Raw genomic sequence first — 11,352 nt, forward strand, 5'->3', positions numbered from 1 at the left:
GCGAAAAGAGGAATGAAGAACTAAAACTCAGTTCCAAAATAGCTCAATCGACTTCCAAAGATTGAATTCCTTACTGTAAGGTATATCGCTTCAATTCTTCGGTAAGCTGCACATCTTTAGAGGCTGTTCTGGCTCCAGCTTCAGCAGCCCAGCGTTTGAGTGCTTCGATTTGGTGATGGGCGATCGCCGCTAGAGGCACCGTTTCCTCGATCGCCATAATAATGTCTTCTGTGGTGAAGTCCTGTCGCTGTCCAGGTTTACCCTGACCAAATGCCCGATGCATTCCGTCAATCACCACCTGTTCGATTTCTGCACCACTAAAGTTTTTGGTTTGCCGAGCTAGCAGGCTCAAATCAAATTCTCGCAGCCGATTGGGACGAAGTCGCTGCAAATGCACCTTAAAAATTTCCTCACGCTCTGGCTCAGTTGGCAGATTCAGAAAGAAAATTTCGTCAAATCGTCCTTTTCGCAGCAGTTCAGCAGGCAGAATTTGCACATTGTTTGCCGTGGCGACGATGAAAACAGGAGCCGTTTTCTCTTGCATCCAGGTAATTAGGCTGCCAAAGACGCGACGGCTAGTGCCAGAGTCTCCATCTGCACCGCTAGTAATGTTGCCAAAGGCTTTGTCGATTTCGTCAATCCAGAGAACACAGGGGGCGATCGCCTCTGCAAGCTGAATCATCTGTCTCGTCCGGTTCTCACTTTCGCCTACGATACCGCCAAACAGCCGTCCAGAGTCCAACCGCAGCAGGGGTAAGCGCCATTCGTGGGCGATTGTTTTGGCAGAGAGCGACTTGCCCGTACCCTGAATGCCAACCAATAGCACACCTTTGGGGTTAGGAATGCCGAACCGCCGAGCCTCTTCAGTAAACACCCCCTGTCGCATCCGTACCCAAAGCTTTAGATTTTCTAGCCCGCCGACACTTTTGAGCGAATCCTGAGTTGTAAAAAATTCCAAAATCTCAGTTTGACGAATGGCTTGCTTTTTTTCCTCCAGCACATGCACGATGTCCGTCTCATTCACCTGCTCTTTTGCAGCAATAGCCTTTGCCAAAATCCGCTGAATTTTAGTTCGGCTCAAACCCAGACAAGCTTTTACAAGCTGCTCTTTGGACAAACCTGAAATCTTTAGGTTTTCGGGCGCTATTCCTTGTGAAATAAGGTAATCAATTTCCTGGGCAGTGGGCAATGGAAAATCAATTACAGTGATTTCTTGCACTAGCTCAGGCGGCAAAGCTAGCGTATGGCTGAGTAAAACAATGGTTTTACGGTTGCGCTTTAGCTCTCGCGCTAGATTTTTTAGCGCTCGTACAATGGGCGCACTTTTTTCACTGATTGAGCTATTTAGAAATGGATGCAGATCTCGCAGCACAAAGATAGCGACTTCTTCGACATCTGCCTTGCCAATTCGACTTAGCGCACCCATGAGCGAACCCTTGTCTGAGCCGCTGTCCTCCCAACCGCACACAATATCCCACAGCAACAGCTTTCGCGCTGGCTGAGCCTGAACCGCAACCTGACGCAAAACTGCCTCAACGGGTTCTTCTTCGGCAGCCACGATGTAGAGTAAAGGGTAGCGTGCCCGAATCAGCAAATCTAGCTGCTCGACCAAATCTTGGTGAGGACTGTAGGAATTGAAATCCGAACGCTGAGAATGAGTCATTGAACATTGATGCCTAGAATTTAGGATTGCCTAGAATTTAGCCACTGGACAGCGCCAACCTATCCTAGCTTCTACCCATGAGCTACATCCTCAAAAACCCTGGAATCGTTTGGAATCTGGTGCTACAGCATCTCCAGATGACGAGTTTGACGCTGGTTATTGCCGTGGCGATCGCCCTCCCCTTAGCGCTGCTGATCACCCGCTATCGCTGGCTAAACGTTCCAGTTCTGGGAGTGCTGGGGATTCTCTACACGGTTCCCAGTTTGGCACTGATTATTCTGCTGGTGCCGATTTTTGGACTGGACGCACAGTCAGTCATTGCGGCAATGGTGATCTACACACAGGTGATTCTGGTAAGAAATCTGGCAGTCGGGCTGCAATCGATTAAGCCAGCCATTTTAGAAGCAGCCAGAGGCATGGGAATGAGTCTTTGGCAGCGCTGGTGGCGAGTTCAGGTACCGCTGATTTTGCCCATCTTCTTGGCGGGGCTGCGAATTGCAGCGATCGTAGCGATCGCCATTGCCACCATTGGCGCAAAGTTTGGGGCAGGCGGGTTAGGCACCCTGCTGTTTGACGGAATCAACCAGGCTGGGCGCTACGACAAAATCTGGGCAGGGGCGATCGCCGTCTCCCTACTCGCCTTCATCATCAATGGTGCATTGCTAGCCCTAGAATGGGCAGCAAATCCCGGTAGACGCATTCAACAAACTACTCGTGCTCAAAAGAGACAGTTAGATAAGTTGCCCAATCCGAGCTAGAGATCCTTCACGCAAACACTTGCTGATAATCGCATCTTTGCTTGTGATTCAGCTCAACCCGTAGGTGGCTGTAGAAATCTTTGCAATGTTCCTAACCCGATTTCAGCTAATAGTGCCAGAAGCGCAACTGGGATCGCTCCAACCAACAAAACAGAATTGTCGTAAAGGGCAAATCCTAAGACAATGAAACTTCCTAGCCCGCCTGCTCCAATGAAAGCTGCAAGGGTGGCGCTAGCAATCACTTCCACGGTTGCCGTTTTGATCCCAGCGATAATCACGGGCAACGCCAGTGGAATCTCGACCAGGCGAAGTACCTGTCCCGGAGCCATTCCCATGCCGTAAGCAGCTTCTCGGATCATCGGGTCGATGTTACGAAAGGCGACATCGGTGCTAATTAAGATGGGGGGCATGACTAGCAGGGTAAGGGCGATCGCCGCTGACTGAAAACTCAGCCCAAAATAGGGAATTGCCAGAAATAGAATCGCCAGACTGGGGATCACCCGCAGCGCATTAAAGCCATTGATCAGAACCGTGGACGCTGAACGCGATCGCGCGCTCCACAACCCCAGCGGCAAACCCACAATCAGTCCAATCGCCAGCGGCACCAGCACCAGCAAAAAGTGTTGTCTCAGTGCAGTAACTAACTCGCCTACGTTGGTAGCGGCATATTCGTAAGCCTGAGCAAACACTTCCACGGTTGCGCTCCCTCTACATCGACCAACTACACTAACCAGCCTGTTTCGTCATTGTCATGGCGCTGCTGATGCACCTGAGCTGACCGTTGCAGTATCTTACCCACGTTGTCAGACTGCTGGTCGCACCAGAGCCGAATGGCAGACTCAATCGCTTGATTGCGATCGCCCGTCAACCGATCTAACCGCTCTAAAAGCTCAGCCTCTATTTTGATCACAACCTGCTGCTTGCCTGAATCGGAATGCATTCTAAAACCTGATCGCTCTACCAAATCGCTCTACCGGCACGTCCATCACTTTATCCTATGGCAAAGACCCGTATTAAGAATCGCATCAACTTGTTTAGAAACACATCAATTTATAGCAATGCCTTTCTCTCCAGGGCAGTCTAGAAAATAAGCGACAGAATTATCACGCTCCGCCTAAATTTAAACCTCTTATCTAGCTAATCCCCTAAACTTAGAGTCGCTTTAACTAGCCACCTTTCCCGCATTTGCAGGTAGGGTCTTTAGCCCTCAGTTTGGATCACACTCTTCACTTGATCTCAGCTTGTTATGCATACTCTCAATCGAATTTTGGAGCAAAAAGTTTTAGAGGCAGATGGTAGCTACCTTGATGCTCAAGGGCTTCAACCCCTAGAGCACTATCTTCAAAGCTATACAACTCGCCTGGAAACTTATCAGTACTTACGTGACCAAAACCAAAAGCTGGTTTTACAAGCACTGCGAAAACTAGCCCAAGTTTATCCAGAACTGATTCAGAAACATGGGCAGCGCTGTCAATACGACATGACAGAAGTGCTTCGTTATGTTGCTCTATCAATCTTACGGGACGATGAAATTTTCTTCAAAGAGCAGATGATGTCCTGGTTGGACACCATTCTCGTGGCCCACAAGAAAAATGCTCAATGTATGGTGGCCTATCGTTATCTTCAAGAAGCGATTCACACCAACTTACCCGCTATAAGCAGTAGCTTGGTTCGCCCCCACTTAGAGAGCGTCATTACCTCTCTCCAATCTCACGCTTAAATTTACGCTTTCCTAACCACACCTGCGATCTTCAGCCATTCCATTCAACCCTAAACGCAATCAATGGAGCGGTCTTTCGCATGGAAAATGTTACCCCAGTTACAGTTAGTCGCCATTCTCCAGTTGAAGAACGGCAATCTGCGCTGCATCAGATTTATCAACAAGTTCTCGAACGACAGCCCTACAGTTTCGAGCGAAGAAGTCTGGCGCAAGCAGAGAAAAACTTTCTCACCGATAAGATTGGAGTACGGCGATTTCTTAAAGAATTAGGTCAGTCTGAAGCTTATCTTAAAGCGTTTTATTTTAATTGCTCTAACCTAAAATTCCTGGATTGGTGCTTTAAGCATTTCATGGGTCGCGCACCGTTTGACCAGGCGGAGATTGAGCTTTACAGCAACATTTTGCTAAAGCAAGGAGTAAAACAAGTCATTATGGCCCTGCTCGATTCGGAAGAATATCGCAAGGCGTTTGGCTGTTTTACCGTTCCCTATCCCCGGCAGCAAAAGCAGTACGAATCTCCTAAGGCATATCTGGAGTCGAGTCTGCTGAATCATGAATATTTTGGGCAACGGGGCTGGGTTGTACCAACGCTTTACTGGCGACAGTTGGGGCTAAATTGTGACGCTGGAGTATGCCGACACCCAGAAGCTGATGAGTCACATATACCCGTTTCCTCAACTGCGGAAATGCTACAAGCAGAGCTACTATCACTGCTACGAAAGATGGACGTTGCTCAAGCAAAACAAATCATTGGCTCTCTGTCACCCCAGCAGCGAGAACTGCTGAGACGATCGCTGCGAACTTAGGATTAGTCGCTGTAGCCCCATAAATCAGAGTAGGGGCAAAGAAGCACTGCCATTTGCAGAAGCTACGAAGAAGCAGCAGAGAACACAGCCGTAGAGCCTTCTAAGCTCATAGAGTGACTGTCCTTCATAAAATCGCGGTCTCGCATCATTTGATATAGATTGATGTCTGACTCTAGCAAACACGCATGACCGCTATTGGGCAAAATCAAGACTCTTGCATTCGGAAGATGTCGCGCCAAGATCTGCACTTCTGAGGCAGAAGACAGAAGGCGATCGCGCCGACTGCCAATTAGCAAAACAGGCTGTTTTAGCTGCTTTAACTGATTGGCAGTAACCCTGAACTCGCGTAAGAGCGACAGCCGCCAAATAGATGCCTGCTGGGGAACTGATAGCATTGCTTCGATTAGGGCACGGCGATCGCCTGCCTCAATTTGCCCTAACGATGACAGAAAAGGCAACAATCCATAGCAGGACAACTCATATAGAGGCTCTGGCAGCCATTGAGTAACTAGCGATCCCCATTGCATCCAGGGGCGACGGGCAAAAGAAGAGGCAGGGTTAACTAGAATAATTCGATGAAACAATTGGGGCGATCGCAACGCTACTTTCATTGCCAGACAGCCGCCAAACGATTCTCCACAGAGGTAAATTGGGCGGTGATGCTCTCCTTCCAATTCCGTCCGAATTAGTGCCAAAACCTGTTCGGCAAGCTGATCCCAGCCTGTCATGTCGGTTGGGGGAATTGCCAAACAGCGAATATCAAAAGTAGGTTCCAAGCCTTCGGTCTGCACACGCAGCAGTTCACCCGTGCCATCTAAACCGGGAAGGAAAACAAACAAAGGCGCTTCAGGTTTAGTTTTGCGAGGAGTGCGGAAATAAACCTGACGAGGAATTGCTGACATGTTAATAACCCTGGCTTAACAAGCTGCTGATTTCTGAATGGCAATGAGCGGTTAAGTCTGCGACGACTGTTCTTGCCTGCTTTCCCTGATAACTCTGGCGCTGAGACGCTGTAATCCACAAAGGTCGTCCCACCAAAATATGTACCCGCTGGTAAACCACCATCGGGTGCCAACCGTCCTGGTCAAATAGCGGTTCGGATGGGTCAAACCAGCTCAAAAGCTTGAGTGGAACTGCAGAATTGGTACTTTCCTCGTAAGAGGCGATCGCCACTGGCAAAACCGCCAGCTCTTGAATTGGGGCACGTAAAGCTAAATGAGCAAAGCCACGATGAAACTCCCCTAACTTTTCTGCTGCTGTGACCTGAATCATCGGCTGTGCCCCTTCTGGAAACACACCTACAGCCTGTTTAGTTTGCAAAAGTCGGGTCGCCTGATCAAAAAACGCCTGTTGACGCTGTTGGGGTGCATCTAACGGAAAACAGCCCATTCGCGTCACCACCTCGCGCATTAAAGGTACTTGCCCCATGTAGTGATGACAGGCAAACCGAATCGGGCGATTAATCGCCGCCATCAGCAGGGGCGCATCCATAAAGCTGCGATGATTGCTCACAACTAGAATCGCACTACTCTGCGGAACCTGATCTTGGTGATATGCAAACAGCCGGGTTCCTAAGACAGTAAGCAGTTGGCGGGAGATGAACAGAGGATCATGCAGCAACATACGTAACCATCAAAACTATCCTGCTAACTCGTCGCTGGCGAAACATGGAATCAACTACCATGTCCACGAATTCAGTAGCTTGAGGAGGCTAAGACGGAGAAAAAAGCAAATTTGACTTTCAACCTCAACCCAGAAGCACTAGAATTAGTACGAGCTTAATATTAATTTACACTATCAAATTAACCTCTAGCCCTAGAGATCGATAGATTCTCAAGCTCTTGCTCTAGTCCTCTGGAATGATTTTCATCCGTTTTTAAATTGCTCATACCCTTCCACAACCTCTCGTCCTATTTTGAGCAATATTAGTCCTCGTTCACTCTAATTTGAGCAATATCTGAGCATCCGGTTACCGTGACTGAGTTAACTTAAGATTTTTTGCATTATTTTGAGTAAAGTTTACGCATAAAATGAGAATGTTTACACTCCAACTATCACATTGAATTACGTGCTACTCCTAGTGTCAGTTCAATGCGTCTAAGCTGGAAGAGCTAAGGTAAACATAAGCGATACAGCATCCGTGTACTAGTTTTCTTTGTTTAATAGCTGATGACGGCTTTTAGGAGTACGGTTTAAGATTTCCATGAGTTCTACCGCTACGGGCAATCATACCTTTTCAATAACTACACCGATTTACTATGTAAATGATGTACCTCACATTGGCAGTGCTTACACCACGATTGCAGCCGATGTGATTACTCGTTTTCATCGTCTTCAAGGAATTCCTGCCCTGATGATCACGGGTACGGATGAGCATGGACAAAAGATTCAACGTACTGCCGAAGCATTAGGGCGATCGCCCCAAGACCATTGCGACTTGATTGCAGGTAGCTTTCAAGACCTCTGGAAGCTGTTAAACATCCAGCCCGATCGATTTATTCGCACAACCTCACCCCGCCACGAGGCGATTGTGCGAGAGTTTTTTGATCGAGTCTGGCAGAATGGCGATATTTACATGGGGCAGCAGCAGGGCTGGTATTGCGTTTCTTGTGAAGAATTCAAGGAAGAGCGAGACCTTTTAGAGGGGCACCGCTGTTCGATTCACACCAACAAGGAAGCGGAATGGCGCGATGAGCAGAATTATTTCTTCCGTCTATCTAAATATCAGGGTCCATTAGAGGCGCTTTACCAGCAGCAGCCTGACTTCATTCAGCCTGAGAGTCGTCGCAACGAGGTGCTGAGCTTTGTAGAACGTGGTCTTCAGGATTTCTCAATTTCACGAGTCAGTGTGGATTGGGGTTTCCCGGTGCCCGTTGACCCCAAGCACACGATCTATGTTTGGTTTGATGCGCTGCTAGCCTACATTACGGCTCTGCTTGAGCCCGACGATGAGCCGACGCTAGACAACGCCTTGTCTCGCTGGTGGCCAATGAATCTGCACCTGATTGGCAAAGACATTTTGCGGTTTCATGCGGTTTACTGGCCGGCTATGTTAATGTCGGCAGGGGTATCTATCCCAAGACAGGTTTTTGGTCACGGTTTTTTGACCAAGGACGGGCAGAAGATGGGTAAGACGCTGGGAAATACGCTTGACCCGGTAGAACTGACAAATCGTTATGGCTCCAATGCTGTTCGATACTATTTCCTCAAGGAAATTGAATTTGGGCGGGATGGTGATTTTAACGAAACTCGATTTATCAATATCCTCAACGCTGATTTAGCCAATGATTTGGGCAATCTGCTCAATCGCACCCTAAAGATGGCGCAGAAATATTGCGATCGCCGCGTCCCCAACGTTTCTGCTGAAGATATCTCTACCGAAGATATCCTCAAGTCGAAGGGTTTAGCTCTTAGTAATCAGGTCATTCAGGCATATCAATCTTTAGCATTTAGCCGTGCTTGCGACAGCATCCTGGCTCTAGTTCGAGCTAGCAACAAGTACGTAGATGAGCAAGCCCCCTGGACGCTTTACAAAAAGGGGGATCAGGCTGCGGTCGAACGGGTCCTGTACAGCGTTTTAGAGTCCGTTAGGCTGGCGGCTTATTTGCTGTCGCCCATTATTCCTGACATCAGTACTGCAATCTACCAACAGCTCGGTTTTTCTGTTGACTTTAACAATCGGGATACAAATGCCCTTGTCCCGTTTACGATCCACACCGATTGGGGAACTCTACCAGCTAATCAGTTGCTCGGTGATCCCCAACCCATTTTTCAACGGCTTGAGCCTCCGCTTTAGATCCACTTTAGACCTGATTTCTGCTTTATATTAAGCGATCGCCCCTATCAGCCTAAATTCTTTCAGCTCTATAAACTATTCACTTTTTCATAAAATGAGGTCTTAAAACCATGTTTAATAATGTAGAAAATGACTCTGTTTTTACACCAGAGCAGGTATTAGAAAATCGCGGACGAGTAGCCATTTTCATCGACGGCTCGAATTTGTTTTATGCCGCCCTACAGTTGGGAATTGAGATTGATTACACTAAGCTGCTTTGCCGTTTGACGGCTGGCTCTCGGCTGTTGCGCTCTTTCTTTTACACCGGAGTCGATCGCACCAATGAAAAGCAGCAGGGTTTTCTGCTATGGATGCGCCGTAATGGTTATCGAGTAATTTCCAAGGATTTAGTACAACTACCCGATGGTTCAAAGAAGGCAAATTTGGACGTTGAAATCGCAGTAGACATGATGGCATTGGTTGGCGCTTATGACACAGCCATTCTCGTCAGCGGCGACGGTGATCTTGCCTATGCAGTTGATGCAGTCAGCTATCGCGGAGTACGCGTCGAAGTTGTTAGTCTTCGCTCGATGACTAGCGACAGTTTGATCAATGTTGCCGATCGCTACATCGATTTAGATAACATCAAAGAAGATATCCAGAAAACGCCCCGACAAAACTACACCTACCGTCCCCTCTCTAGCATCGGCATTACAGACGACCAGACTGAAGGTTAAAAGAATGCGTCTCAAACCATTGCCCTTGAGTCGGTCCGTAGCGTGGTCGCTTGTTGTTCTAATGCTGTTGGTCACCCTTCCTGGATGCAGGAGGGGCAATCGGGCATCTGAACAACTCGCAGAAGACAGTTCTGCGGTGCAAAACCTGGAAAGTAACCTGACGTTTAACAACATCACCCTAAACCAGGCAGACGACCAAGGGCAAACGCTCTGGAAGATTGAAGCGGATCAAGCGACTTACAGTCAGGATCAACAGGTTGCTAGAGTTGAAAACCCTGAGGGAGAGCTATTTCAAGACGGTAAAGCCGTTTTCCAAATCCGTGCCCAGAGCGGAGAAGTGCAGCAAGATGGGGAAAAAGTTGTTCTAAACGGACAAATTGTAGCCACAGATTTGCGGGATGGAATGGTGTTGCGGGGCAATCAGCTAGAGTGGCGTCCTGAGGAGGATCTGCTGGTTGTGCGAAACAATCTCAGTGCAACCCATCCTCAGCTTAGAGTTTCAGCAACAGAAGCGCGAGCCTACAGTCGAGATCGCCGAGTAGAGCTATTAGGCAAAGTGGTTGCGACTTCACGTGACCCAGCTTTGCGGCTCAATGCTGAGCATTTGACCTGGAGACTACAAGACCAAAGGATTGTGAGCGATCGCCGCATTCAGGTTGAGCGTCTGAATGGCAATCGAGTAACGGATCGAGCAAACGCCGATCGAGCAGAAGTCAATCTCAAAACCAAAGTTGCTACCCTCAGGCAAAGAGCGAACCTGGCTCTGCAAGACCCTCCAGTGGTAGTCACCAGCAACCTACTGGTGTGGAATCTGCAGAACGAGACTCTAGTTTCCACCCAACCTGTCACAGTGCAGCAGCGTCAACAGCAAATCACTCTAACGGCTGACCAGGGACGCATGGACATCAACCGCAAAATCGTTTACCTGAATCGCAACGTCACAGCAGTCAGCCAGCGCAACCAGTCAGAACTGGATTCAGATAGCTTGACGTGGAATATGAACAACCAACAGGTTGTCGCTGAAGGGAACGTAACCTACAACCAGTCTAATCCGCCGCTGAATTTGCGAGGTCCTAGAGCCGTTGGTAGGCTTCAGGACCGAACAGTTGTTGTGAGCGGTGGGCGAGTCGTTACAGAGATTATTCCTGGAAGTATTAATTGAGTTAGCTCATTAAGCAGAAACAGGATGCTGTCCATAAAATGGTAAGACGGTTGACCAGTCAGGGCGCAATTCTTGTTGCCAGCCAAGGTGAGCTAACTCCAGCAAACTCGTAGCAGTCATTCCTAAACCGCCTTCAGCTTGAATCAAGCGACAGGGACGTGTCCAGGTCGGTAACATCTGCTGCCATTTTTCCTCCGCCATAACGGTATCTGGCAGAAGCTCAACTAGTCCTGCATCACTAATGCCATAGATGGCAACAAACAGCTCTCCTCGCTGGGCACGCATTTGTACGGCTACATCAGTCCTACTAGCTTGATCAATCAAAGCAGTAGAACTAGCTTCAACGCTGGCAGGGTTTAAACCAATCGTTTGCGATCGCCCATGCCACGCTACTGCTGCCAGAGATGAAATACCGAAGAGCGGAAGATTAAGCTGCTGTGCCAAAGTTCGAGCGGCAACGACACCAATTCGCGTTCCAGTGAAGCCGCCTGGACCTTTAGCAACAGCAATGTACTGTAGATCTGCCCAGGTTTGAGGTTGCATAAAGTCGATCAAATATTGATGTAGGTGACTGGAGAGCGATCGCCCCAAATCCCAATGCTGCGATCGCCCTTCTCCAGCAAAGTTGCTTAACGCCAACCCTAAATCAGAACTACTAGTATGAATCGCCAATCCATAGCTGCTCAACTGTTATTGCTCCCTTTCATGCTTAAACGGTAAGTGATAAATCA

12 protein-coding genes are annotated in these 11,352 nt (G+C 48.4%); 6 read left to right on the plus strand and 6 right to left on the minus strand.

From position 1 onward, the window contains the following. Positions 1-70: 70 nt before the first annotated feature. Positions 71-1,663, minus strand: a complete 1,593-nt coding sequence (locus H6F88_RS21065; RefSeq protein ID WP_190644692.1) for an AAA family ATPase — start codon at positions 1,661-1,663, stop codon at positions 71-73. A gap of 77 nt (positions 1,664-1,740) precedes the next feature. Here H6F88_RS21065 and H6F88_RS21070 point away from each other — a divergent pair, with 77 nt between their 5' ends. Next, the gene (locus H6F88_RS21070) at positions 1,741-2,421 is read left to right on the plus strand and encodes an ABC transporter permease (RefSeq protein ID WP_190644693.1); all 681 of its coding nucleotides are present in this window, start codon (positions 1,741-1,743) and stop codon (positions 2,419-2,421) included. A gap of 53 nt (positions 2,422-2,474) precedes the next feature. Here the strand turns inward: H6F88_RS21070 and H6F88_RS21075 are convergent, their stop codons facing one another. Both H6F88_RS21075 and H6F88_RS21080 read right to left on the minus strand, forming a co-directional pair. Further along, the gene (locus H6F88_RS21075; RefSeq protein ID WP_190644694.1) at positions 2,475-3,116 is read right to left on the minus strand and encodes an ABC transporter permease subunit; all 642 of its coding nucleotides are present in this window, start codon (positions 3,114-3,116) and stop codon (positions 2,475-2,477) included. 26 nt (positions 3,117-3,142) lie between these two features. Then, positions 3,143-3,361: a hypothetical protein gene (locus H6F88_RS21080; protein WP_190644695.1), complete on the minus strand. Its 219-nt coding sequence runs from the start codon at positions 3,359-3,361 to the stop codon at positions 3,143-3,145. A 306-nt stretch (positions 3,362-3,667) separates the two neighbouring features. Here H6F88_RS21080 and H6F88_RS21085 point away from each other — a divergent pair, with 306 nt between their 5' ends. Together H6F88_RS21085 and H6F88_RS21090 are read left to right on the plus strand one after the other, a co-directional pair. Further along, on the plus strand, positions 3,668-4,141 hold the full coding sequence (locus H6F88_RS21085; protein ID WP_190644696.1) for a phycobilisome protein: 474 nt from the start codon (positions 3,668-3,670) through the stop codon (positions 4,139-4,141). A gap of 80 nt (positions 4,142-4,221) precedes the next feature. Continuing rightward, the gene (locus H6F88_RS21090; RefSeq protein WP_190644697.1) at positions 4,222-4,947 is read left to right on the plus strand and encodes a phycobilisome rod-core linker polypeptide; all 726 of its coding nucleotides are present in this window, start codon (positions 4,222-4,224) and stop codon (positions 4,945-4,947) included. A 62-nt stretch (positions 4,948-5,009) separates the two neighbouring features. Here the strand turns inward: H6F88_RS21090 and H6F88_RS21095 are convergent, their stop codons facing one another. Both H6F88_RS21095 and H6F88_RS21100 read right to left on the minus strand, forming a co-directional pair. Beyond that, positions 5,010-5,849, minus strand: coding sequence for an alpha/beta hydrolase (locus tag H6F88_RS21095; protein WP_190644698.1), 840 nt, complete (start codon positions 5,847-5,849; stop codon positions 5,010-5,012). 1 nt (position 5,850) lies between these two features. Beyond that, a complete protein-coding gene (locus tag H6F88_RS21100) occupies positions 5,851-6,570 on the minus strand; it encodes a lysophospholipid acyltransferase family protein (protein ID WP_190644699.1) in 720 nt (239 codons plus the stop codon). A gap of 580 nt (positions 6,571-7,150) precedes the next feature. Here H6F88_RS21100 and metG point away from each other — a divergent pair. The 3 genes from metG (at position 7,151) to lptC (ending at position 10,621) form a co-directional block, all read left to right on the plus strand. After that, complete coding sequence (gene metG / locus H6F88_RS21105) at positions 7,151-8,743, plus strand: methionine--tRNA ligase (protein WP_190644700.1); 1,593 nt, start codon at positions 7,151-7,153, stop codon at positions 8,741-8,743. A gap of 110 nt (positions 8,744-8,853) precedes the next feature. Next, a complete protein-coding gene (locus H6F88_RS21110) occupies positions 8,854-9,459 on the plus strand; it encodes an NYN domain-containing protein (protein WP_190644701.1) in 606 nt (201 codons plus the stop codon). 4 nt (positions 9,460-9,463) lie between these two features. Further along, positions 9,464-10,621: an LPS export ABC transporter periplasmic protein LptC gene (lptC, locus tag H6F88_RS21115; RefSeq protein ID WP_190644702.1), complete on the plus strand. Its 1,158-nt coding sequence runs from the start codon at positions 9,464-9,466 to the stop codon at positions 10,619-10,621. Positions 10,622-10,630: 9 nt separating this feature from the next. On the opposite strand, the gene tsaB is transcribed toward lptC, so the two are convergent. Continuing rightward, a complete protein-coding gene (gene tsaB / locus H6F88_RS21120) occupies positions 10,631-11,293 on the minus strand; it encodes a tRNA (adenosine(37)-N6)-threonylcarbamoyltransferase complex dimerization subunit type 1 TsaB (RefSeq protein WP_242050642.1) in 663 nt (220 codons plus the stop codon). Between the last annotated feature and the right edge of the window lie 59 nt (positions 11,294-11,352).

This window comes from Oculatella sp. FACHB-28, from assembly GCF_014696015.1.
Lineage (GTDB): Bacteria > Cyanobacteriota > Cyanobacteriia > Elainellales > Elainellaceae > JAAUTN01.

Excerpts from the sequence above, each read along its gene's own strand:
- H6F88_RS21065 (WP_190644692.1), bottom strand. The coding sequence starts at position 1,663 with ATGACTCATTCTCAGCGTTCGGATTTCAATTCCTACAGTCCTCACCAA.
- H6F88_RS21070 (WP_190644693.1), top strand. The coding sequence starts at position 1,741 with ATGAGCTACATCCTCAAAAACCCTGGAATCGTTTGGAATCTGGTGCTA.
- H6F88_RS21080 (WP_190644695.1), bottom strand. The coding sequence starts at position 3,361 with ATGCATTCCGATTCAGGCAAGCAGCAGGTTGTGATCAAAATAGAGGCT.
- H6F88_RS21085 (WP_190644696.1), top strand. The coding sequence starts at position 3,668 with ATGCATACTCTCAATCGAATTTTGGAGCAAAAAGTTTTAGAGGCAGAT.
- H6F88_RS21090 (WP_190644697.1), top strand. The coding sequence starts at position 4,222 with ATGGAAAATGTTACCCCAGTTACAGTTAGTCGCCATTCTCCAGTTGAA.
- H6F88_RS21095 (WP_190644698.1), bottom strand. The coding sequence starts at position 5,849 with ATGTCAGCAATTCCTCGTCAGGTTTATTTCCGCACTCCTCGCAAAACT.
- H6F88_RS21100 (WP_190644699.1), bottom strand. The coding sequence starts at position 6,570 with ATGTTGCTGCATGATCCTCTGTTCATCTCCCGCCAACTGCTTACTGTC.
- metG (WP_190644700.1), top strand. The coding sequence starts at position 7,151 with ATGAGTTCTACCGCTACGGGCAATCATACCTTTTCAATAACTACACCG.
- H6F88_RS21110 (WP_190644701.1), top strand. The coding sequence starts at position 8,854 with ATGTTTAATAATGTAGAAAATGACTCTGTTTTTACACCAGAGCAGGTA.
- lptC (WP_190644702.1), top strand. The coding sequence starts at position 9,464 with ATGCGTCTCAAACCATTGCCCTTGAGTCGGTCCGTAGCGTGGTCGCTT.